The sequence below is a fragment of the Chordicoccus furentiruminis genome, from assembly GCF_019355395.1.
GTDB classification, from domain to species: Bacteria; Bacillota; Clostridia; order Lachnospirales; family Lachnospiraceae; genus Chordicoccus; species Chordicoccus furentiruminis.
The window spans coordinates 918,966-941,825 of the sequence record NZ_CP048829.1; the positions used below are offsets into that span (position 1 = coordinate 918,966).

Annotated in this window: 23 protein-coding genes and 1 pseudogene; 6 read left to right on the forward strand and 18 right to left on the reverse strand. The window is 54.2% G+C overall.

The window, feature by feature from the left end; genetic code table 11:
* Positions 1–115: 115 nt before the first annotated feature.
* From G4C92_RS04315 to G4C92_RS04375, 13 genes and pseudogenes are all read right to left on the reverse strand, one after another.
* Complete coding sequence (locus G4C92_RS04315; protein WP_274941370.1) at positions 116–565, reverse strand: DUF2200 family protein; 450 nt, start codon at positions 563–565, stop codon at positions 116–118.
* A gap of 78 nt (positions 566–643) precedes the next feature.
* A complete protein-coding gene (locus tag G4C92_RS14895) occupies positions 644–1,036 on the reverse strand; it encodes a zinc-binding dehydrogenase (RefSeq protein ID WP_330654786.1) in 393 nt (130 codons plus the stop codon).
* 1 nt (position 1,037) lies between these two features.
* Complete coding sequence (locus G4C92_RS14900) at positions 1,038–1,655, reverse strand: NADP-dependent oxidoreductase (RefSeq protein WP_330654787.1); 618 nt, start codon at positions 1,653–1,655, stop codon at positions 1,038–1,040.
* Positions 1,652–2,107 (reverse strand): Rrf2 family transcriptional regulator, encoded by a 456-nt coding sequence (locus G4C92_RS04325; RefSeq protein WP_274941371.1) that lies wholly within the window; start codon positions 2,105–2,107, stop codon positions 1,652–1,654. The genes G4C92_RS14900 and G4C92_RS04325 overlap by 4 nt, the downstream gene beginning before the upstream one ends.
* Positions 2,107–2,922, reverse strand: coding sequence for a nitroreductase family protein (locus G4C92_RS04330; RefSeq protein WP_274941372.1), 816 nt, complete (start codon positions 2,920–2,922; stop codon positions 2,107–2,109). The genes G4C92_RS04325 and G4C92_RS04330 overlap by 1 nt, the downstream gene beginning before the upstream one ends.
* Before the next feature lie 205 nt (positions 2,923–3,127).
* Positions 3,128–3,577: a hypothetical protein gene (locus G4C92_RS04335; RefSeq protein WP_274941373.1), complete on the reverse strand. Its 450-nt coding sequence runs from the start codon at positions 3,575–3,577 to the stop codon at positions 3,128–3,130.
* 622 nt (positions 3,578–4,199) lie between these two features.
* The gene (locus G4C92_RS04340; RefSeq protein ID WP_274941374.1) at positions 4,200–4,880 is read right to left on the reverse strand and encodes a class I SAM-dependent methyltransferase; all 681 of its coding nucleotides are present in this window, start codon (positions 4,878–4,880) and stop codon (positions 4,200–4,202) included.
* A gap of 232 nt (positions 4,881–5,112) precedes the next feature.
* Positions 5,113–6,078, reverse strand: a complete 966-nt coding sequence (locus G4C92_RS04345; RefSeq protein ID WP_274941375.1) for an acyl-CoA thioester hydrolase/BAAT C-terminal domain-containing protein — start codon at positions 6,076–6,078, stop codon at positions 5,113–5,115.
* A gap of 21 nt (positions 6,079–6,099) precedes the next feature.
* Positions 6,100–6,570, reverse strand: coding sequence for an L-2-amino-thiazoline-4-carboxylic acid hydrolase (locus tag G4C92_RS04350; RefSeq protein ID WP_274941376.1), 471 nt, complete (start codon positions 6,568–6,570; stop codon positions 6,100–6,102).
* Between the two features lie 170 nt (positions 6,571–6,740).
* Positions 6,741–7,364 carry a class I SAM-dependent DNA methyltransferase gene (locus G4C92_RS04355; protein ID WP_274941377.1) on the reverse strand — a complete coding sequence of 208 codons (624 nt, stop codon included), beginning with the start codon at positions 7,362–7,364 and terminating at the stop codon, positions 6,741–6,743.
* Positions 7,365–8,159: 795 nt separating this feature from the next.
* A pseudogene (locus G4C92_RS15065) lies at positions 8,160–8,560 on the reverse strand (cupin domain-containing protein); the annotation flags it as partial.
* Between the two features lie 285 nt (positions 8,561–8,845).
* Positions 8,846–9,118, reverse strand: coding sequence for an HNH endonuclease (locus G4C92_RS04370; RefSeq protein WP_330654788.1), 273 nt, complete (start codon positions 9,116–9,118; stop codon positions 8,846–8,848).
* A 149-nt stretch (positions 9,119–9,267) separates the two neighbouring features.
* Entirely contained in the window at positions 9,268–9,786 is a 519-nt protein-coding gene (locus tag G4C92_RS04375; protein ID WP_330654789.1) for a helicase-related protein, read from the reverse strand.
* Between the two features lie 174 nt (positions 9,787–9,960).
* Between G4C92_RS04375 and istB (G4C92_RS04380) the strand changes: the two genes are divergently transcribed.
* The gene (gene istB / locus G4C92_RS04380; protein WP_274939770.1) at positions 9,961–10,740 is read left to right on the forward strand and encodes an IS21-like element helper ATPase IstB; all 780 of its coding nucleotides are present in this window, start codon (positions 9,961–9,963) and stop codon (positions 10,738–10,740) included.
* A 257-nt stretch (positions 10,741–10,997) separates the two neighbouring features.
* Here the strand turns inward: istB (G4C92_RS04380) and istB (G4C92_RS04385) are convergent, their stop codons facing one another.
* Together istB (G4C92_RS04385) and istA are read right to left on the reverse strand one after the other, a co-directional pair.
* A complete protein-coding gene (istB, locus tag G4C92_RS04385; RefSeq protein WP_274939922.1) occupies positions 10,998–11,798 on the reverse strand; it encodes an IS21-like element helper ATPase IstB in 801 nt (266 codons plus the stop codon).
* Positions 11,795–13,270 (reverse strand): IS21 family transposase, encoded by a 1,476-nt coding sequence (istA, locus tag G4C92_RS04390; protein ID WP_330654753.1) that lies wholly within the window; start codon positions 13,268–13,270, stop codon positions 11,795–11,797. Before istA ends, istB (G4C92_RS04385) begins: the two co-directional genes overlap by 4 nt.
* A 54-nt stretch (positions 13,271–13,324) precedes the next feature.
* On the opposite strand from istA, the gene G4C92_RS04395 reads away from it, so the two are divergent.
* Together G4C92_RS04395 and G4C92_RS04400 are read left to right on the forward strand one after the other, a co-directional pair.
* The gene (locus G4C92_RS04395) at positions 13,325–14,089 is read left to right on the forward strand and encodes an HNH endonuclease signature motif containing protein (protein WP_274941379.1); all 765 of its coding nucleotides are present in this window, start codon (positions 13,325–13,327) and stop codon (positions 14,087–14,089) included.
* 20 nt (positions 14,090–14,109) lie between these two features.
* The gene (locus tag G4C92_RS04400) at positions 14,110–14,370 is read left to right on the forward strand and encodes a winged helix-turn-helix domain-containing protein (protein ID WP_274941380.1); all 261 of its coding nucleotides are present in this window, start codon (positions 14,110–14,112) and stop codon (positions 14,368–14,370) included.
* Positions 14,371–14,456: 86 nt separating this feature from the next.
* Here G4C92_RS04400 and rlmD read toward each other — a convergent pair whose 3' ends face one another.
* From rlmD to G4C92_RS04415, 3 genes are read right to left on the reverse strand one after another with little or no spacing between them, the layout of a single operon-like run.
* The gene (gene rlmD / locus G4C92_RS04405; RefSeq protein WP_274941381.1) at positions 14,457–15,947 is read right to left on the reverse strand and encodes a 23S rRNA (uracil(1939)-C(5))-methyltransferase RlmD; all 1,491 of its coding nucleotides are present in this window, start codon (positions 15,945–15,947) and stop codon (positions 14,457–14,459) included.
* A complete protein-coding gene (locus G4C92_RS04410) occupies positions 15,944–16,897 on the reverse strand; it encodes a 3'-5' exoribonuclease YhaM family protein (RefSeq protein WP_274941382.1) in 954 nt (317 codons plus the stop codon). Before G4C92_RS04410 ends, rlmD begins: the two co-directional genes overlap by 4 nt.
* Positions 16,894–18,141 (reverse strand): S1C family serine protease, encoded by a 1,248-nt coding sequence (locus tag G4C92_RS04415; RefSeq protein ID WP_274941383.1) that lies wholly within the window; start codon positions 18,139–18,141, stop codon positions 16,894–16,896. The genes G4C92_RS04410 and G4C92_RS04415 overlap by 4 nt, the downstream gene beginning before the upstream one ends.
* 180 nt (positions 18,142–18,321) lie before the next feature.
* Here G4C92_RS04415 and G4C92_RS04420 point away from each other — a divergent pair, with 180 nt between their 5' ends.
* Genes G4C92_RS04420 through G4C92_RS04430 form a run of 3 tightly spaced genes read left to right on the forward strand, consistent with a single transcriptional unit; the run spans position 18,322 to position 22,848 of the window.
* Entirely contained in the window at positions 18,322–20,688 is a 2,367-nt protein-coding gene (locus G4C92_RS04420; protein WP_274941384.1) for an endonuclease MutS2, read from the forward strand.
* A gap of 43 nt (positions 20,689–20,731) precedes the next feature.
* Positions 20,732–21,445, forward strand: a complete 714-nt coding sequence (locus G4C92_RS04425; RefSeq protein ID WP_274941385.1) for a response regulator transcription factor — start codon at positions 20,732–20,734, stop codon at positions 21,443–21,445.
* A complete protein-coding gene (locus G4C92_RS04430) occupies positions 21,442–22,848 on the forward strand; it encodes a sensor histidine kinase (RefSeq protein ID WP_274941386.1) in 1,407 nt (468 codons plus the stop codon). The genes G4C92_RS04425 and G4C92_RS04430 overlap by 4 nt, the downstream gene beginning before the upstream one ends.
* Positions 22,849–22,860 lie beyond the last annotated feature (12 nt).

A 22,860-nucleotide genomic window follows, 5' to 3' on the forward strand; every position in this document is an offset into this window, starting at 1 on the left:
GCTTTCCGTCCCGCGCCCCTGGCTGTATCGTATCGCTTTCATTATATACACGCACGGACAAGCATGATAATCACTTTCATACAAACATTCAACAGGCTGAAATGTCAAAGTGCCCTCACGGTCTTCTGTTCATGATCTTCTCAAGCGGTCTGCCTTTGGCAAGTTCGTCGATGACCTTATCAAGGCAGCGGATCCTCCGCATCGTCGGGTCCTCAATCTCCTCAATCTTCACACCGCAGATCTTTCCGGTAATATACCGGCTGTCCGGATTCCATGAAGGAGCTTCATCCAGAAACGTCCTGTAGCTCACGTCCCGTTCCAGCTGATTCCGGATACAGGCCGTTTTTCCCTGGAACGGCCCGAGCATCAGCTCGTCTCCACTGGCTATATAGAAACCGGCCCAGTTGAGCTTCGGCAGTGTCTGATACAGAAGCGCAGACGCATTGGAGAGGATCGTCACATCCGAAGCGACGCCTTCCATCAGCTGCTGCCGGACTGCATCACTCTTATGAATGTCGTGAAGTTCTATATCCGTCCGACAGGATTCCTTTCTATACTTCAGCACACGCCTGCAATGCGGACAGGATTCTTCACCCTTCCTCATTTACGGTGATCGCTTCGTTTGTGTCTGAGATATGTCATATTATTGCTCACCCACTGTGATAATTGTCTTACCTTTGGACTTCCCCTGCTTCACCTTGGTAAGCGCCTTGTTGATCTCCTCTAAATCATAAACGGTATCAATCGATGTTTCCAGTGGGTGTTCCTTATCAAACAGCCTGCCGATCCTGTCTAACTGGCTGCCATCCTCGTGCACGAACAGGAAGTCATAGGTCTGTTTTTTCGCTGCCGCCATACGGGCATATTGACTGCCTGCCAGCTGGAAGAGAAGCCGCTTGAATAACGGCATGCCGTTTCTTCTGGCGAATCGTCCGTTCGGCAGTCCGCGCAGGGAAACCAGGTTTCCGCCTTCTTTCAGCACCCTGAATTCATTCGGAAGCTCGCGATCGCCCAGCGTATCCAGGACATGATCCACATCAGAGAGAACATCCGCATAGTTTTCTTTCCTGTAGTCGATGAATCTTTCCGCCCCCCACTTTTCTGACGCGCTCTTCATTATCACCGCTGCCATTGGTGTAAACGTGCAGGCCAAGGCTCTTTGCCACCGGAATCGCCATAGCACCAAGACTTCCGGTCCCTCCGGAAACAAAGACAGATTCTCCGGCATGCACATCCATAACCTCAAACGCCTGCATCGCAGTCAGCGCTGTCAGGGGAACCGTCGCCGCTTCCTCGAAGGAGAGATACTCCGGAATAACAGCCAGTGCCGTCTCTTTCACCGCAGCATACTCAGCGAAGGCTCCGATCTTCTTCAGCGGCATTCTCCCATACACGCGGTCCCCCGGCTTAAAGCCGGCAACGTTCTTCCCGGTTTTTTCCACAACGCCGGCAAATTCATTGCCCATCACGAGTGGCATCTCATAGGGAACAATGAGCTTTACCTTCCCGCGGATGATCATGTTATCCAGGGGGTTGACCCCCGCTGTCATAATCTTCACCAGAACTTCATCCTCTTCTGGAATCGGTGTCGAAATCTCCCGGATATCCAGCTCTGTTCCTTTTTTATCATAATGTGTCAATACTGCCGCCTTCATTTTATCTTTTCCTCCGATTCTTCCTTGCTGTGCTCCACAATGTATCTGCCCATGTCCGTAATGCAGTCCGCAAGCGTCATGCTCTGCAGCCGGTTCTCTATATCCATCTCCATGTCCCGGAACATTCTGCCCAGAACCGGACGGATGTTGTGCCCGACAATGCATGTATCATTGGGATTCTGATGAAGATCAAACAAATGAAGTGAATCTGTTTCCATTACCGCCCTGTACACAGCGAACAGAGAGATCTGCTCCGGTTTCTGCAAAAGATGAAAGCCACTGACTCCAGGATGCCCTTCAATGATTCCAGCCTTGCTGAGCCTCGTCGTCAACTTTCTTATATAACTAGGATTGGTCCCGACACTCGCTGCGATCTGGTCCGAATTCATCGGCGTTTCAGATTCCGAGATCAGGATCAGTGCATGGATCGCGGATGAAAGTTTGGTGTCCATCACTTTTTCTCCCCTGCGTAAGTGGCAATATATTCTGTGCCTTCTGCGGTAGTGATTCCCGGTTCGGTCTGCATAAATCCTCCTCGAATTCCGGCTTCTTCTGCCGCAATCTCGAAATGACAGAGTGCTATCCCTAAGTCGACTTTTTGAATATCACCGGTCGCTTCCTTGGCATAGCCTTTGGTTTTTACTTCGTAGAAATGAACTCTGTTCCCCTCTATCACCGCTCTCCACGGCTGCTTATTCGTCGCGGAAGGAGCAAGGCGTACCATGGCAAGAGGGCTTGCCCATTCACCCGCGTTCTCTTCCTGGATCGGATGCTGGAAGTCACCCTCAAAGAAAAGTTTTTCAAACGGCAGGCGCTGGTCTGATTTCATTCCCTTTCTCATCAGATTCTCCCGCACGGAGCGCTTCTGTGCAGCATACCCCAGAGGCGTTACCGCTGGCATCACTTCATCTTCTCCGAGATTTACCGCTTTTTCAAATGCCTTACGATCAATCGTCGCAGCCAGCCATACTGTTCCGAGTCCTAAGGATGTCGCATAGAGAATAAACTTCTCAAAAGAATAGCCAAACGCGATCTCAGCATTTTTCTGCTTCTGATATTTCCCTGCCACATAGGTATGTGCCCCCAGGATCACCGGGCTGCTGACTCCATCCTTATCCGCGTCAAGAATTGAAAATGTAATCGGAACCCCGAACGGATTGTCATCCCGGTTCAGGAATTCCCGTATCTGCCGCATCGTCTGTTCCGGTATCTGCTGCTCCTCATAAGTTCTTACGCTTTTTCTGGCTTTGATTGTTTCTGTATTCATGATTTTCCTTCCTGTCTCTACATATTCCTGAAGAGCACTGTCCCTGTAAATCTGTATTTGTATCAGTCTCAGATACATTATCATGGCTTTCAGCGCCTGTCAACAAGAATTCGCATCATCCCTTAACTGGTAAATTCCCAACCAGTGAGACTAGATCGACAATGACATAGTCTCAGATGGATGTTTTCTTCATCGACCTGTCGGGTCACGTTGATGGTTCTGGCGGAGCTGCCTTCGGCTTATTTTTGCTACCCAGCAGTCTGCCACGTTTACGCTTTACCGGCTGTTCCGTCTGATCGGATGGTGCCTCAGCCTTTGGACGATTCTTGCTTCCTCTGGGCCTGCCAGGTTTCTTTTTCGGTGGTTCTTCTGGCTTCGGAATGAGATCCGGCTTTTGAAGGATTTCCAGGTGAGATGGATTCGTCCGTACAAGCTGCCAGTTTTCGCTTCCGACACATGCTTTCTTCGCCCGGATTAGTACGGAGAGGATCTTTCTGTAGGTGTAATCCTCAAGAAGGCCTGCTTTGTCAAAAGCATCGATCAGGCGAAAAGTCAGGAGCGTTGAAAGGAAATCGCAAAACTCACTACCGATCACAGCGTAATCATCCTGCACGCGGGTCTCATCGAATTCACAGGCGGATTTGTAATACCGCATGACGAGCTCGATCTCCCAGCGCTTGTCATAAGCTTTGTAGGCAATCTCCGGAGGAAGATCCAGATCACACCGCCCTGGATGCTTTTAAACAATCGGTCACAGAGGACGACACTGGCCCAATCCTTCAGATCAATCGTTAAAAGAGAAACGCCCTGCGGAGCACTCTTTGCGATTGGAACATAGGCACCATCAACGATGTGACCGATCGTAGGACCGTTCACCGGAAGGTGACGGCCACCTACGTTTCTGCAGCCGACACGCTGCCGGACAGCGTATAGCCTTTTGTCGCGCCCATAAGCAATGACAACTGTGTTCTTTGGGCGTGGGACATTCAGAATCTCACGTGGAATCGGCATAACAGGCCTCCTTTTGTATAGTCTGATAACAGTACATATTAGACTATATTTCAAGATTGGCATGCCTGAAATGTCGACATGATTCAAGGTGCTTAGTGTCGAAAAGAGAGATTTTTGTCACTATATCTGGCTGAAACGGGCCAGCCAGGAACGAAAATATAGGAATCAACCAAAAAACTGGTTTCGTATAGGCTGTTATATAGTCTCATCGGTTGGAAAAGTATTATTTAACTCCCTTCTGGTATTCAGTTCAGAATCTACAATCTTTATTTCCTGCACTGAAAGACAGCAATGCTTTGCACATGACTTACCTTAGCTTCACTGTACATTCCGGAAAGCCTCTTCTGAAGGCTGTTTACTGTTTCAAATGGCGGTGTAAAAAATCCGGCTCGGATATAAAAGCGACGGATCATGTTGTCCGTATGCCTGTTCGCCTGCTCAACATAAAAGCACCCCGTAAAGATGCCGCCGGGCTTCAGGACGCGATACATTTCCCTGTAAGCCGCCTCTTTATCCGGGAAGGCATGAAAGCCGTTTAACGATACAACCACGTCAAAGGATTCATCCGGAAACGGCAGTGCCCCGACATCTCCCTGTTGAAATGTTATGTTGATAATCCGCATTGTCTCTGCCCGCTGTTTTGCCGCCGCCATCATCTTCTCAGAATAATCCAGGCAGGTTATATCGGCATTCCGCAGTGTTTTGAAAACCGGTATGGAAATAACGCCTGTACCTACCGGCACCTCGAGAAGCCTGCCCGAAAAGCCGGCGGGGATCGCTTCAAAAGACCTGGCCTCATACTCCAGAGCATCCTCTTTTGTCATCCTCCAGACATGCCTCAGCATCCATCTTCCAATACAGGTAGTCCCAAGCATCTGTCCGTCATAAAAGCTGTGCGCTTTTCCTAAATCCTTATAGGCTGATTTGATTTCATCTTTCCTGCTCATAGCATCATGTCTCCTTGTATTGATATCTTCGAATTGGCGCCCTTTGTGCGTCACGGATGTTGGCGTAATCATCCGTCTGCAGGCAGGCTACAAGCATCTGGCAAAAGCAATCCGTAAAAAGTGTAAACGACTCACAATGTCTCATTCTGGCATTTTCCTGTATCTTCGCCCAGGGAAGGTTCTTCCTACCGCATCAACCGTAAGCCATAATATCCGAGATCACATTCGCCCTTTACCACTTTCTGATTTCATCCGCTAACAGAGTGTCAAGCCGCTTTCTGGCTTCTTTGCATCCTTTGCCATTCTTTCTGCCTGAGCGGAACAGTTTAACAGCGAGGGCAGCGATATCAAAAGGGCCGATTCTCCCGGCGCTGTACGGAAGCAGCAGGTGGGTGCCATATGGATAGATCACAGCTTTGGCTTCAGATGGATGGGGAAGAGATGCAAGTCTTTGCTCCATGCGCCTGGCATATTTGTCCGATTCCCACATGGAATCATCTGCTGCCGCAATGACAAGCAATCTGCCGTGAATTCGTTCAATTGGGATAAAACAATTCTCCGGAACCTCCTGTTTTTCCGCATGCTGAAATAACTCTCTGGAGCGCAGTTCATGGTGCTTCTTACAGCTTTTCACAATCCTGTCATAATACTGATGTTCTGTAAGCCCGTAGGGCAGGTATGGCAAGGCCTCTCCCCGGAAAGTAAATGTGGATTTGCCGCAGCACCATTCACTCATGCCTTCCTTTTTCCCTTCTTCGAAGCCTTCCATGACGATATCAATTGCTTCACAGACAACGGTGAACGTAATATCAGAATATAAGGAAGCAGCCATCAATGCCATATTGCCGCCAAAGGAAATTCCATAAACACCGATTTTTTCACTTCCTTTATTCTTTAACCAATCAATCGCTTTCTCAAAATATTCGAGCGGCCATTCGTGCAGGCCGTCACGTTGCGCATGATCCTGCCATTTTCCGAGACCGAGAGAACAGCAGCCATGTTTGCCAAACCACCTGGCGAGGGCTTTGTTCACGATATTATTTCCCTCTGAATCAACCAGTGTGATAACACAGCGATCAGAATCCCCAGATGAGAAAAACCAACCTTCAAAACCATCTGTTTCCAATTCCATATGGATTGATTTCATATTGCCTGCCTCCATTCCTGTAAACAGAAGACAAAATAAAAGCAGCTCCAAAGTATTATCCCGTGCCTCCTCCTACCGCGGATTGTCAATCTTATCGCCCACGATCCAGTAGTCGCAGGCCGCATCGCCGCCTGCAATTGTATGCTCCCGGTGTAATTTCCCGTGCTGATACTCAAACATCACAGGATCGGTTGCGCACAGGGCAGGCATGATCTCTCCCATTCCCTTGCCGGTCAGATAGCTGCAAATCGGGCAAGCGGAAAAGTAATAGAAGCTGCCGTCCCGGTGAATGCCCTCATCGAAATGGACTTTCCAGGTTGTGGGGTACTTTTCGCCGTTTCCGGCATCGTACCATTTCTCGTATTTTTTCATGTCACGATACCACTTTTCGGGTGTCCTGTTCATGTCGGTCATGCTGAAAAAGAACCTGACCCTTTTCAGCACATCGGTCATGACGAGTCCCATATCCTCCGGCGTGAGCTTTTTCTCCGTACCGAGCCACGCGCCCACAAAGACGTAGGCGAAATAGGCGTTGGATGCCATCGGGTTACCGCATCCTAACTCCGGCGCTTCGGCGACAAGTGTGCGGTACTCCGCCTTGCCTCTATGAATAGCCTGATCCGCAAGTCCTGCGCCGAAACGCTTTTTATGCTGTTCTTGATCATGGGTGCAAAGAGCGACCAGTAAAAATTGTTTTGTTTCATGGCACTTGCTCACTTTCTTGCCAGGACCGTGATCCACGGTTTGTTCGGATGATGGTCGGTAGCGACCTCCGAAAAGCCTGCCGTTTTCAGTGCATCCTCGATCTGCCCCAGGGTATAACAGGTCATGCCGTCGATGATGCCCTCGAACTTCTTGCCAGCGGCATCTTTGCCGTCCGATTCGTTGCAGATAAGGAAGTATCCGCCCGGTTTTAAAATCTTCGCCACCTGCACAAAACATCTTTCAAGCCCCGGCCAGAAGTAAATTGTTTCAAAGGCGGTGGCAAGGTCATACCGATTTTCTTCGAGTTGCAAGTCCGACACGTCGCCCTGCTGCACCCTGCAGCGTCCGCTGCCTATCATTGCCTTGTTATATTCCGCCGCTTTTCCAACGGAAAGCGGTGAGTAGTCGATCGCTGTCAGCTTGGCGGCCGGATAACGTTTCAGCAGTTCTCCAGCGTTACGTCCCGCACCGCAGCCAAGCTCAATGATTTCCTTCGGTGAGATTTCGGACAAATGTCCCATCCCCCAGTCCGCCAGCTTCGCGTGACCGGAATTCATAGTGCTGAGCATGATTTTGCCCGGCAAACCTTCCGGCTTACGCGTTTGACTGAAATATTTCTTCAAAAATCCCATTTGTCGTTATCCTCCTTTAGAGAACGCTGCCGCCATACAGAGTCTTCCAATACATTTAAGTCCATTTTCTTTGCGTGCAAATAGAATAAGCGGAGAACAGGTCTTCCTGCGCTCCGCTCATGCAAAACTTGTTTGATGAGCAACGCTCTGCTCATCAAAATAATACCATCGTTTGTTTTATCTAACAATAATTAGATTCGTATAATTTCTCATTTCAACCGTCTTTTCCTGCCACTGGAATGTGAACTTCCAGATATTTTGCAACTAAAACTCATATAACGGTCTTCTTTGCAGTCTCTGGATTTTACCTGTTTCATTCTTCGTCTTTCAACGGATCACCCTTGATGTATCGGAGGATGTCCTCATAGCTTCGTGAGCTTTCAGCGATTGCCTTCATCAGCTCTTCGCTATGCAGCGCTTTCTTCTTGTGGATGCGATCATACTTCGTGACAATCCGGCATCCCGAAGCTCCATGATGAGCTTCACATTGATTTTTCTGGCCATTTTTCTGGCCTCCCTTCGTTGGTTTTGGAGCTGCGCTCCACTTGTAATTCTAACGAAGGAACAAACAAAAGGACGAACCTTTGCGGCTGTGCTGATCAGCGGCCAGCATGGGCTGAATTGCGGATTGCATCAAATGGGCTGAAGCGCGGCAGGGCTGCACTGAACTGCGACCAGGATGGGCCGGGAGTCCGGAATAATCAAACGCGAGGACATCTCCCTTCACATCTTTGACAGGCGACTTGTCCGCCACCATTTCGTTTGTGATGCCAGTCAGGCTGGTGATGAATCCGTCTATTGCATACTTCGGTACTTCAGTTTGCAGTAATCTTCCTCAGATACGGCTTCCAGCCATTCCGCACTGGTTGCTTCACCGGCCACCTCGACAGACAGGTGCGAAAACCAGGAGTCGGGAGCCGCACCATGCCAGTGCTTCACATTTGCCGGGATGTTGATCACGGTACCAGGCGTCATTTCTACTGGATCCTTACCCCACTCCTGGTAATATCCCTGCCGCTGACACAAATCGGCATCTGTCCGCCACCGTTCTTTGTATGATGGATATGCCAGTTGTTGCGGCATCCCGGCTCAAAGGTCACGTTGAATACAGGAACCTGCTCGGTGGAGACCGGTGCCAGATAGCTCTGACCGATAAAATACTGCGCATAGGCATCGTTCGGGGCACCGATCGGGAAGAAGATGGTGTTCTGGTAGATCGATGACAGTTGCCTGCTGTCCTTCCGCTATTCTGTCGGCCAGTGCCTTTCTTTTCCGTCCGGCACCGGCCCGCGCTCCTCCGCGCCGTGTGCCGTCCTTCGCCATATTCCCGCCTCCAGGGCCATATACCCCAAATGAAATCGATTTTTCGTGTAAATGACTGCACGCCGGTCTTGGAGCGGACACCTCACAGAGATTTCCCACGCCCCTCCCCGTTTGTTCACGCGCGTGTTCATTCGCACGAGGAAAAATGCATCCTCGAATCAGTAACGATATTCGGGGTGACTGTCGTATCTGCCCGTCTTCTCGTCGTGGCATTTCTTGCAGAGTGCCTGCCAGTTCGACTCGTCCCAGAACAGCTTCGGATCCCCACGATGCGGAACCTTGTGATCGACCACGGTCGCCTTCACATACCGGCCGTGCTTCAGGCAGTTCTGACAGAGCGGATGAACGGCCAGGAATCTCTTCCTTGCCTTCTGCCACTTCGCGTCATATCCGCGCTGTGCTGCCGTCTGCCTGTCATCGTTCGCATGCAATGCCGCATGTTCATCGCAGTATTTCTTTCCATGAGGTACGAGCCTCGGGCATCCCGGCTCAGCGCAGGGATGTTTCGGAAATCCAGGCAATGATGTCACCGTCCTGTTCCACGAAAAAAGCCCGGGGAACTGTCCCTGGGCTTTCTGCTTTAGATTCGATCGATGGTCTGGGTATAGAGTTCCAGGCTCCACGGGATTCCGAACCAGACGATGCAGTTTCCGTCTTTTGCCCCTTGCAGGTTCAGCCCGTGTCCCGCGCTTGCCGGATGGATGAGCCCGACAGCGATCTTCCCATCGTTCCACCTGCGGATGCTTTCGTCCGAGTCGATCCGCTCGAACGGGATCTTCCGTTCTGAAAGCCTCCGCTCAATCCTTTCCAGATCGTGCCGGAACCAGTAGGCCGTGAGAAGCGGTTTCCCGTTTCTTGCTTCGATGATGTCCTCCAGGGCATCCAGCTTACGGTCATGAAGGACCGTGACCTCGCCCGTGTCGGTATAGACAGCCCCGTTCGCAAGCTGGCTCAGCTTCCCGGTCAGAGCCGCCGCATTCGCGGCTGTGACCTCTCCGTCCTTCATCTGAACAGCAAGGTCCCGTTTCATCGCCTCATATGTTTTTCTCTCGGAATCCGACATGGAAACCTTCCACTGTGAGGAGACAAGTTCCGGCATCCTCAGGTGATCCTCCGCCCGCATTGAGATTGTGATGTCAGAGATCTTCTCGTAGATTTTTTCCTCCGCGCCAGACAGGGGCTTGTATGGTATTGATACTCCTCCGGAGTCAGGACCATCTTTAGAAGTGTATGATAGGGCGTTTTTGGGTCCAGGAAGGGAGGATGAGGCATCATGATGACAGCAAAGGAACAGACCGGGATACTCGACGACATCAACGGTTACTGCAAAAAACTGTTTTTCACGGCAGCAATCCCAGAAATGTGCCAGACGGATGGTACCCCTAAGCAGATCGAGTATCTGCGCGATGCCCTCAAAAAGGAAATCGAAAATCGGGAGATCAATCACATCCACCGGCTGATCAAACGAGCCTGCTTCCCCGTTTATAAAACCTTTGATGGCTATGACTTTTGCCAAACCAAACTGCCTCCAGCTCTGGCAAAAGAGGATCTGTTAAATGTCTCTTTCATCGAAAAGAAGCAGAACCTGGTTCTCTATGGACCAGTGGGGCTTGGGAAGACACACATGGCAATCGCCGCAGGCGTACTGGCCTGCAAAAAAGGCTATAAGGTGCGTTTCTATACGGTGACTGAATTGGTTCTGAAACTCGCCGAGGCGCGAAAAAACGGTACGCTGGAGCGCCTGAGAACAACTCTTAACCAACAGGACCTGCTGATCCTCGATGAGTGGGGGTATGTGCCGGTAGATCGGGATGGATCCGAGCTGCTTTTTCAGGTGATATCGGACAGCTACGAAAGCAGGAGTCTGATTCTGACCACAAATATCGAATTTTCAAAATGGGGAGGCATCTTTACGGATGAACAGATGGCTGCCGCGATGATTGACCGTCTCGTCCATCATGGACACTTAATCATGTTCGACGGGAAAAGTTATCGGATGCAGCATGCATTGATGCGCCAGACAGTACCCCGGAATGAAGAAATCGTGTCCTGACAACAACAAGGAATTCCCTTTCCAAAAACAGGGAATTTTGATGACAATTTTGAGGATTACCTATTGACAATATACATCCCCAAAATCGGAAGGAAAATTCCCCAGTTTCGTATTGGGAATTCCTCAGTTTCGGAAAGTGGCATGATTTCTCCTCATCTGGGTTCCGCCGAGGCCTGCCCATCGTCGGGCAGAGAATGGAACTGTTTTCCGCGGCTGAGGATTTTCTGTGCCTCTTTTTCAGGGACTGCCCGGCCGCTTCACGTCAAGCGGTCTGTCCCCTTGACAACGCCCGCTCCAGGCTGGCGTGCCGTCTGCTTCATCAGCGCATGCTCCATACGGTAGCTGTTTCCTTCGAAGAGGAGCAGATGCCCGTGATGGACAAGACGGTCAATCATCGCCGCGGCCATCTGGTCATCAGTAAATATGCTGCCCCATTTAGAGAATTCCAGATTGGTAGTAAGAATGAGGCTTTTGCTCTCATAACTGTCTGATATTACGCGGAACAGGAGCTGGGATCCGTCACGGTCTACCGGGACATATCCCCACTCATCCAGAATTAGCAGATCAAGGGAGTTCAGATCACTGCGGAGCCTCTCGAGCGTTCCATTCTTCCTGGCCTCTGCCAGTTTCAGGACAAGTTCCGTCACTGTATAAAAGCGCACCTTGTATCCTTTCCGGCAGGCATTCACGCCGGCGGCGATCGCCATATGGGTCTTGCCAACACCTACGGGCCCATAAAGGACAAGGTTATGCTTATGCTCTATGAAACGGACAGCTTCCAGATCTTCTTTGGATAGCGCCGGCGGAAGTTTTACACAGCGGTATTCATATCCGTCGAACGTTTTATAAACCGGGAACCGGGCGCGTTTGACCAGACGTTCGCGCTTGTTCTCGTCCCTGCGGACAACTTCTTTTCGGAGGGCAGCCGCAAGATATTCGATCTGCTTCGGCGTGCCGTCTTCCTTGATGAACTCCGGGATCGCGGAAGTAAGAAACAGGGACTTGCAACAGGCTTGTATGCTTTCTTCCATCTCAGTTCTGGCGATTGCCGTGATCATGATGCCGCCTCCTTGTCTGTGGCCTGGTTGGGCAGAAAGGCCTGGTCATAAACAACAAGTGACGGGCCGGGTTCCGGCGGAGTATCAATGCCGTATCCGGTGATACGCGCCGCGAGAATGGCGGTATCCGACTTGTTGACACTGTTGCCTTTGATGGCGAGCTCCAGCGCGTTTACAGCTGCCTCATAGCCGTACTGTTTTGACAGGCTGCTTAGCATCCGGATACAGGATTTGCGCCCTGCACGGGGCTGGCTGTCAACGTACTCCCGGATCAGTTCCGGTGCGTCCTTCCGAAATCCGCTGTTCGGCCAGGCACCGATATTCTTTGAGAGCATCTCAAGCGATGTACTGTAATCCGTAAGATCGGTACGTTTTTCCCCATATTGACGCCTGTGGCGGACCAGAAGACCGCCGTTTGGTTCCAGGATGTCTATGTAATGGGCGCGGATGCCGACCATGACCTTCTGGTTGTGGTTTTCGGGCTTGGTGGAGTAAAAATGTCTGCCATCAAGGCAGATCTTTCCATATCCGTCGGCCTTGCAGGTCTCATACCGGCATACATTGAACGGTTTTGCCGGAAGCGGGAGGAAATGCTTCTTATCTTCTTCAAAGAGCTCTGATATCGTAGTGCCCTTCTTATAGTGGGCTTCTGCCGCTTTCTTTGCATGCTGGCCAAGAAGGCCGCGGTTGAACTCTTCGATGTCGTGGTATGTGGGAACAGGAACAAACAGGTTCCGCCGGCTTGTACCTACTTTATTCTCGACGTTGCCCTTCTCGTATCCGGCATGCGGATTGCAGAACCGGATACGGAACCCGTAATGGGCACGGAACCGGGCAAACAGCTCGGTCTCATGGATCTTATCCATGACCCTGCGGCCAACGCCGGTTGCGTTGTCGAACACAAGAAGCGAAGGGACACCCCCAATGTAGTTGAAGATATCCTGAAGCCCCTGGCAGACGCATTCGGCAGTTTCGCCCCGAAATACCTGGTTATATCCGTCGTTGCTGAATGGGAAGGATACGGTAAGGTATTTCCGGCGGACGCATTCGGTATCCTCATTGAAATCCGCCTCTCCGAAGTCAACCTGTGCGCAGCCGGGCTCCCAGACGAGTTCTTGTGTTCCTTTGGTTTGGATATCGGTCCGGATTCTGTGCACGAATTTCTGGACAGAATCATAGCTTCCGGTAAAACCGTATTCCTCCTGCAGGCGTTCGTGGATGCGCTTGGCAGTATGCCGCTGCTTGGACCAGTGTTTCTGGTCCTCCTCAAGCCATTCCGTGATGATATCAATGTACGGCGTGACGATGGATGTTCTGGATTTCGCCACAGGCGGCTCCGGTGAGAAGTCGTCTTGTTCAAGGTATTTACGGATCGTCTTGCGATCCTTTCCTGTGAGGGATGATATTTTGGAAATCCCATATCCCTTTCGGCTCAAATCTCTGATATCATTGATTTGGGACATAGTCAGCATCTTCCTTTCCTCCTTTGCCTTTGGTCGTGCTTAGACAAAGGATAAATGATTGGTTTGTTTGCTACAACATGTCCCTTTCCGATTTCGGGGATTTCCCCTTCTGAAACTGGGGAATTTTGTTTCCGATTCCGGGTACTTTTATTTTACGCTACACACCCGCACCAAAGATCTGTATATGTCGATGTCGAGGACTTACAGGCTGCCATTACCGAAGGAATCCATAGCTGTTTTAACAGGAATAAAGACAAGATATTCACATTTCTCCCTGAATACCTTGGCACATACATTGATCTCGTCACAGCGAGCAATAAGCTTCCATCTGGAACCCCTTCCTCATCATTGGCTACAACTGTAAAGAGGGCGACGACTAGCCACAAGAAAGCCCGGACAATTCGGTCTGTAGATGACATTCTCGCCAGCATGTCAAAAATTACAGATACAGAAAAAGATGCTGTAACTAAGCAAAGAGTCGGCCAAGGATATTTTAAGGAATTATTGCTGAACAAGTATTCATGCAAATGTGCTCTATGCTCTATTTCAACAAAGAGCATGCTTGTCGCAAGTCATATTAAGGAATGGTCTGTTGCAAGCAATACGGAAAAATTAGATGAAAACAATGGCCTGCTGCTCTGCGCTCATCACGATGCGCTGTTCGACAAGCACCTGATTTCTTTTGACTCATCAGGGGATGTCATAGTATCTCCGACCTTGTCTGCGTCAGAGCAAACGCAGCTTGGAATTCCATCAATTCCGAAAATCACAATGACGCCCGCTATGGACGTATATATGGCATACCACAGAGCGCATCTGAAAAAGTAGAAAGAGGAGGCCTCTATTTCGTGGACATCTTACCAAGTAAATCAGAACTCGCAAAAGTCATATTGCAGGTGATGGAAAAATCTCCCGATCCGATATCCGTTACGGTGATGAACGAAAAAGTGGCAAAAGAATTGAACCTCTCCGACGATCTTCTGCAAATCGAGGAGATGAACGGTACAGATACTGAATTCAATTACCGCATGCGCTGGGCCCGCACGGAATTAAAGAATAAAGGGCGTATCACGAATCCATCGAGAGGAGTTTGGGAACTCACCAGCTGAGGACTGAGCCATTACTGCCGGCAATGATTGTGAAGCGAGCCTTAAGGGACATTCTCCCTCAAGGCTCGCTTTTCCGTTGTTGTTATTCAGCCTTTGTTCGTCATCTTCCTGTACTCATCCATGTCGAGGCTGACGTCCACATAGGAATCCGCCTTTACATTTCGGTGGGTCAAGAGTACTACCGTCTCGACATGGCTGGTCATCCCAAAAAGATCAACCGGCTGGACCGACCGGAGCTCATAGGCATTCCCGCTCTTTTCGACAAGGAACCGGAGGTCACGCGAAAGCGTCGCCGGGTCACAGCTCACGTAGACGATGCGGGTCGGAGCGAGCACAAGGACCGCCTGAAGGAGCTTCGGATCGCAGCCTCGGCGCGGCGGGTCGAGCACGACGACGTCCGGCCGCGGGCAGGGAACGCCCTCCGCGAAGCTGCCGCGCGCCACAAGCTCCTCGGCGGCTCCGGTGAAGAAGAACGCGTTGTGAATGCCGTTGGCGGCTGCATTCTCTTTCGCGTCCCGGATCGCGTCGGGTACGATCTCCACGCCGTACACTTCCTTCGCGTTCCGCGCCAGAAAGAGCGAGATCGTGCCGATGCCGCAGTACAGGTCGTACACGATTTCCCGTCCGGTCAGCTGCGCCGCCTCCAGCGCCTTCCGATAGAGGACTTCCGTCTGTTCCGGATTGACCTGATAGAACGACCGGGGCGAGATACGGAAAGTCAGGCCGCCGAGCGTATCCCGGAGCCACGGGTCGCCGTACAGCGGACGGACCGTCGGCCCGAGAATCGTGTTGCCCCGGGTCCGGTTCTCATTCAGCGAGACGGAGACAACGCCGCGCAGCGCCGTCAGGGCGCGGACAAGATCCTCTTCATGGGGAATCCGGTCACCGTTCACGATCAGGCAGACAAGACGCTGTCCGCTCCGGTTCCGGCGGATCAGAATATGACGGATGAGGCCTTTACCGGCGGCCTCGTCATAGGGGGCCACACGAAAGCGCTTCATCCAGCGGAGGATGGCGTCGTTCACCTTCTGGTTTTCCGGGTCGGTCAGCAGACAGTCGCCGACAGGGATCAGCCGGTGGCTGCGCGGCGCGTAGAATCCGGCGGCTGGCTCGGGCGCGCCGCCCGGCCCGGCCGCCAGTCCTACGGGATACTGGGCCTTGTTGCGGTATCGGTACGGCTCCTTCATACCGAGCACCGGCCGCACCGGCGGATCGGTGAAACCGCCGATCCGCTCCAGCACATTCCGGACGTACTGTTCCTTCCATCGGAGCTGAGCGTCGTAGGCGTACTCCTGCAGGGTGCAGCCGCCGCACCGGCGGGCGTACGGGCAGGCGGCGGGCACGCGGTCCGGCGACGGCGTCAGAATCTGCTGCACCGCGGCATAGGCGTAAGTCTTCTTCGGGCGCGTGATTACAGCGCGCACGCGATCACCGATGACTGCGTGTTTCACAAAGAGGGTATAGCCGCCGGAACGGCCTATACCCTCTTCACCGGGATCGGCCGCAAGGTGGCCGATCCCGTCTCCTTCTTTTGTAAAATCCATGATCGCCACATCGGCGATGTCATTTTTCTTCATGATTCCACTTCATCCGTCTTTCTGAGATTGGATTCGAAGAAGCGGTTGTAGCCGAGCCAGGCATCGCCGGCGGATGCATTCTCCAGCGCCTCGGCCATCGTCTCCAGCTTCGCGTCCATATTGTCGGCGAGATTGAGGGCCAGCGCCTCGATGAGGGCCGGCTTCTTCGGTGACCCGTACTCGTACTCGCCGTGATGGGCGAGGATGCAGTGCTTGAGCTCCGTCTCCAGCAGCGGCGGGAAGCCTTCGATCCGCGACGCGTGATCATGGATCATCTCCGCGCCGATGGTGATGTGCCCGAGCATCTGACCGTCGTCCGTATACTCGTTGGTCGGGAACAGGGAGAGCTCCTTCGTCTTGCCGATGTCGTGAAGAATCGCCGAGGTGATCAGAAGGTCCCGGTTGACCGCCGGGTAATGGTCCGCGATGTAGGCGCTGATCCGGGTCACGGCAAGCGTATGCTCAAGCAGTCCGCCCACGAAGCTGTGATGAACGGTCTTGGCCGCCGAGTGCTTCGTGAAGGAGACCGCAAACGCGTCGTCCTCGATGAAGAAGCTGCGCAGCAGGCGGGAGAGCCAGGGGTTCTTCACACTCCCCGCGAACGTCATCAGCTCCTGATACATCATTTTCGTGTTCTGCTTCGTCACCGGGAGATAGTCGGCGGGAATGTACTCGCCTTCGCCCGCCTTCCGGACCTGCTTGAGGGACGCCTGAAGCGCGCCGTTAAAGGAGCTGACCGTACCCGCGACATAGATGTAGTCGAGCGGCTCGAACTCGCCGATAGCGTCGGAGTTCGGCTCCCATATCTTCGCGTCCAGCTGGCCGGTGCGGTCCTGAAGGATAACATTCTCGTAATTCCGGCCGTTTTTCGTGACGGCTGACTGCTTGTATTTGCAGAGATAGACGTCCTGAATCCGTCCGCCCTCATGCAGCTCGCTGATGAATTTCAATGGTTCTCTCCTATCTTAATGGTGAAGGTAAACGGAACATAGCCGTCGACTCCGCGCCGCAGCACCCGGGCTTTCACCGCATCACCCGCGCTGTGCCGCAGGATGCTGTCCCGGATCTGCGCCATGCTTCGCACGTCCGCTCCGTCGAATGCCGTGATCACATCGCCTTTCGCGATGCCCGCCTCCAGCGCCGGCGAGTCGGACTCCACCGAGCGCACAAAAACGCCCTCCGGTACGCCGACCGTCTCCGACACGTCCCGTGTGACGCTTTCTCCGGTGATCCCCGTGTATCCGACCGGCTCGTTGTCCGTCAGTTTCCGGATCGTGTCGATGAGGTCCGCCATCCGGACCGCCGTCACGACCTGCACGCCTTCCGCTGTATATTTTCGGGAAATGCATCCGACGATCTGACCGTCCCGGTCAGCCAGCACACCGCTGCTGTCGCCGCTGCCGATGATGCTGGTTACATAGAGCCGGTACTCTCCGTCCACCGCCTGCGCGTCTGCCGTGACGGATGTGAGCTCGCCGAACGCGACAGAATCACTATACCCTAACGGACTTCCGATTGCAACGATCGAATCCCCGCTCGCCAGCGCGTCCGATACGGACAGCTCCGCCGTCACCAGATTCCGCCGCGTTGCCGCCTTCAGGTCCTTCTTCTTCACTTCGATCACGGCAAGATCCGTCGGCCCGCAGCTGCGGATCCTCCCGGCTTTCGCCATCCGGCCATCCCGGAAGGTGACGTAGACGGTATGCATTCCCTTCACAATGTCCCGGTCCGTCAGAATCCGGACGGCGTCATCCGTCTGGGCGACGATGAGTCCGCTGGTGTTCCGGTCCGTCTCATGATTCACGCTGAACCAGTCCTCGGCCGTCTTCAGCGCGGTCACTCTGACCACTGACCGCTGCGCCTTTTCAGCGGCCTTCGTCAGCCGTTCGGTCCGGACGGATGGAAGCACGGAACTTCCGAGGCAGTTTTCCGCCGTTGTTCCGTCCGACTCTGTGCCGGAAGCGCATCCCGCGCATAACGCCGATCCTCCGTTCCTCACACAGAGATTCCCGCTGTTTCCTCCGCCGGGGCCGCCCGCCGTATTTTCGAAGACCCGGGAAACCGCAAGACCGAACAGAAAGCCCGCGAGGACAAGCAGAACCGCTGAAACCGTCAGCATTCTTTTTCCCGTCGAATGGCGGACCGTCTCCGTGAGAAATGCATAAGAATCATCCTGCGGATCAGGCTTTCCCATTCTCTCTCCCTTCGTCTTCTTCTCCCGTTCCGCGCCGTCCGGACTGTCTCTTGCGGCGGCGCATATGTTCACCCTGAAGTTATTATTTTAGAACGGAATTGCCGATTACATATGAACAAACGATGACTTTATTACGAAGATTCTCTTTCCGGCCGATGCTGAAACGTGTATGATAGGCGTATGAATGAAAAAGCCTTACATACACTCGAATTTGACAAAATCATCGGGCAGCTGGCGGCTCTGGCCTCCTCCCAGCCCGGGAAAGAGCTCTGTCGCGCGCTCGTCCCGCTCGATTCTCCCGCGGAGATCAACCGGATGCAGGATGAGACCGCCGCGGCCGTGGAGCGGATCCTGAAGAAGGGCAGTGTCTCCTTCGGAAGCACCTACGACGTCCGTGCGTCGCTCCGGCGGCTGGAAATCGGCAGCGCCCTCGGCATTCACGAGCTGCTGGAGATCGCGAAACTTCTCGAGAACACAGCCGTCGTGCGCGCCTGGGCGAAGCGCGACCGGGACGAGGACGCGGAAGATATCCTGACTCCGATGTTTCAGGCGCTGGATCCGCTTGCCTCCGAAGTGGCGGAGATCCGGCGCTGCATTCTCTCCGAGGATGAGATCGCGGATGACGCGTCGTCTGCGCTCCGGTCGATCCGGCGAAGCATACGCGCGGCCGGCGACCGGATTCACACCGAGCTGACAAGGATCATCGCATCCCAGTCTTCCTACCTTCAGGACGCGCTGATCACGACGCGGGACGGGCGGTACTGCGTGCCGGTGAAAAACGAGTTCCGTTCTCAGGTTTCCGGTATCATCCATGATACGAGCCGGGCCGGCTCCACCGTCTACATCGAGCCCGCCTCGGTCGTGCGGCTGAACAACGAGATCCGGGAACTGGAAGCGAAGGAGGCGCAGGAAATTCAGGTCATCCTCGCCCGTCTGTCGGAAGGGCTGGCCGGAAAGACCGGCCTGATCCGCACCGATTACGACATGATGACCGCTCTGGATTTCATCTTCGCCCGCGCCCGTCTTGCGCTCGATCAGAACGCGACCCGTCCGCTGATCGCCGTCGACGGCGTGATCGACATCCGGCGGGCGCGTCACCCGCTGATCCCGAAGAAGAAGGCCGTCCCCATCGATATCCGTCTGGGAGAAGACTTCGATCTTCTCGTCGTCACGGGTCCGAATACCGGCGGCAAGACGGTCTCCCTGAAGACGACGGGACTGCTGACGCTGATGGCGCTCGCCGGGCTGCATATCCCGGCCGCGGACCGCAGCCGGATCTCTGTCTTCCGTGAGGTCTACGCGGATATCGGGGACGAACAGAGCATCGAGCAGTCTCTGTCGACATTTTCCTCTCATATGACAAATGTCGTGTCCTTCCTGAAGCAGGCGGACGAGGATTCGCTGGTTCTCTTCGACGAGCTGGGCGCCGGCACCGATCCCACCGAGGGCGCGGCGCTGGCGATCTCGATTCTCGACTTTCTGCATCAGCGCGGCATCCGCACGATGGCGACGACCCATTACAGTGAGATCAAGATCTACGCACTCCGGACGCCCGGCGTGGAAAACGCATGCTGCGAATTCGACGTGGAGACGCTCTCTCCCACCTATCGGCTGCTCATCGGCGTACCCGGAAAGAGCAATGCCTTCGCCATCTCGAAAAAGCTGGGGCTCGGCGACGACATCATCCGCCATGCCCGTTCGCTTCTGAGCGAGGCCGATGTTTCCTTTGAGGACGTGATTTCCGGTCTTGAGAAGCAGAGAACGGAGCTGGAGCAGGAAAAGGCCGGTGTGGAACGCACCCGCGAGGAGCTGGAGACGCTCCGGAAATCGCTGGCCAAAAAGGAGCAGGAGCTGACCTCAAGGAAGCGGAACATGCTCTCCGATTCCTCCGAAGAAGCCCGGCGGATCCTCAAGGAAGCCAAGGACTACGCGGACAAGACCATCAGCTGGTACCAGAAGCACGGCGGCAACACGCGGGAGATGGAGCAGGAACGCACGCGGCTCCGGAACCGGATGGACGAGCTCGGACGGAATGTGAAGCAGATCAGCAGCGCGTCCCGTGAAAAGGGCCGTATGACCGCCTCGGACATCCACGTCGGGGACCGCGTGAAGGTCATCAGTCTCGGTCTCACCGGCACGGTCAGCACGCTGCCGGACGGAAAGGGCTTTCTCTTCGTCACGCTCGGCATCATGCGTACGAAGGTGCGGCTCGACGATCTGATTCCCGTGGAAGAGGAGGAAATCACGGCGCCCGGTCTCAAACGCACCTCCTCCGGCCGGATCAGTATGGCGAAGTCGATGGCCGTGAGCCCGGAGATCAACCTGCTCGGCAAGACCGTCGACGAGGCCTGCGCGGAGCTGGACAAGTATCTCGACGATGCTGCCATCGCCCATCTCGAGCAGGTACGCATCGTTCACGGCAAGGGCACCGGCGCTCTGAGAAAGGGCGTCCATCAGTTTTTGAAACGCAACAGGCATGTCGCGTCCTTCCGGCTCGGCGAGTACGGCGAGGGCGACGCGGGCGTGACGATTGCGAAACTGCGCTGACTGGCAGAACAGGCGCATCCAAACAACGGGGGAGGAGCGGATTATGGAGGAACAGCAGAAAATACTAGTTGTGGATGATGACGAGAACACTGCTGAACTCATCTCTCTTTATCTGACAAAGGAGATGTACCGCACGGAGACCGCCTCGGACGGCGTCGAGGCGCTGGAAAAGGTGAAAAGCTTCAATCCTGACCTGATTATCCTCGACCTCATGCTGCCCGGAAAGGACGGCTACGAGGTCTGCCGTGAAGTACGTCAGACAAAAGAGACGCCGATCATCATGCTCTCCGCGAAGGGCGAAACCTTCGACAAGGTGCTCGGTCTCGAGCTGGGCGCCGATGATTATATCATCAAGCCCTTCGACGCAAAAGAGCTGATCGCACGCGTGAAGGCCGTGCTGCGCCGCTACCGCGGCCGCGGCGCGGCTCCGGCCGCTCCCACCGCGCCGAGCGGCCTGAAATCCGTCCAGTATCCGGGACTGACGGTCAATCTCACGAACTACACCGTGACCTACAACGGGAAAAAGGTGGATATGCCCCCCAAGGAACTGGAGCTTCTCTACTTCCTCGCCTCCCAGCCGAACCAGGTATTCACCCGCGAGCAGCTGCTTGACCATATCTGGGGCTATGAGTATGTAGGCGATACGCGGACGGTTGACGTCCATATCAAACGGCTGAGAGAAAAAATCAAGGGCAGCGACCGCTGGTCGATCGGCACCGTCTGGGGCATCGGCTACCGCTTTGAGTACCGCGCATGAACCATTCACCGCATCTTCGTCTTCTTGTCTCCTGGCTGCTGCTGGTCCTGGTCTGTTTTCTCACTGCGTCGCAGCTCGGCCCGCGCCTTCTGCTCGATCAGCAGGCGCAGGATCAGACCGATCAGTACTACAGGGGTATCTCCGCGCTGTCGGACGACTACGCGGAGGACATCGCGAACGGCCGGAAATCCCTCCGCCATCTCTATGACGTCCTGAAAACCGTCGCCAGCGGCGAACAGGCCGATATTTTCCTGCTCGACGAAGCGGGAAATCTCCGGCTGTCATCCGCGGAGCCGTTCAGCCGGAACCGTTCCACGCCGCTTTCCGGCTTCGATTACGCGAAATTCGGCCCCTCCTATTACGAAATCAGCCGTTTCTTCGGCGTCTATTCCTCTGATCATCTCAACGTGCTCGTCCCGGTCACCTTTGAGATGAATACCGTGGGCTATATCGCCGTCTGCAAACCGTTCTCCCTCCTTGAGGCCGCCTGCGCGCGCCAGATGAACGTTCTCTATCTGATCACGGGCATCACGCTGGCGCTGGCCGGCTGTCTGCTTCTGTTCCTTTCGCTCCGGATCCGCCGTCCTCTCGACCGGATCCGGGCCGGCGTCCGCGACATCGCATCCGGCAGACTGGAGACACGGATCGACGTTCGCAGCGGCGGCGAGATGGCCCCGCTGGCGGAGTCGATCAATTTCATGGCGGCGGAGCTGCAGAAAGGGAGCGACAGCCAGAAGCACTTCCTGTCGAATGTGAGTCATGATTTCCGCTCGCCCCTCACGTCCATCCGCGGCTACACCGAAGCCATGCGCGACGGAACGATCCCGCCCGGGCTGTATGACCGCTATCTGCGCATCATCTCCGACGAGACGGACCGTCTGATGAAGCTGACGTCCTCCATTCTGGATCTCAACACGATGGACGAAGGGCGGATGGCCCTGCATCTCTCCGACTTCGACATCAACCGTCTGCTGCGTCAGAGCGCGGAAGCCTTCGAGGGCGTCTGCCGCCGCAAACGGATCTCCATCGAGCTCCGGATGGACGAGCCGCAGCTTCCGGTCCGGGCTGACGAGCCGCGCATCGCGGAAGTCCTTTTCAACCTGCTGGACAACGCGGTCAAATTCAGCCCGAAAGGCTCCGCGATCCGGCTGAAGACGGCGGTCCGGCACGGACGGTGCTATGTTTCCGTGAAGGACGAGGGCTGCGGCATCCGCTCAGAGGATCTTCCGAGGGTCTGGGACCGCTTCTACAAGACGGACGCGTCACGCGGAATGGACAAGACCGGCATCGGGCTCGGGCTTCCCATCGTGAAGGAAATCCTGAACGCCCACGGACAGAAAATCAGTATCGTCAGCACGGTGCATGTCGGCACAGAGGTCGTCTTCACGCTGGATCTCGCCTGACCGCGAAAAAAG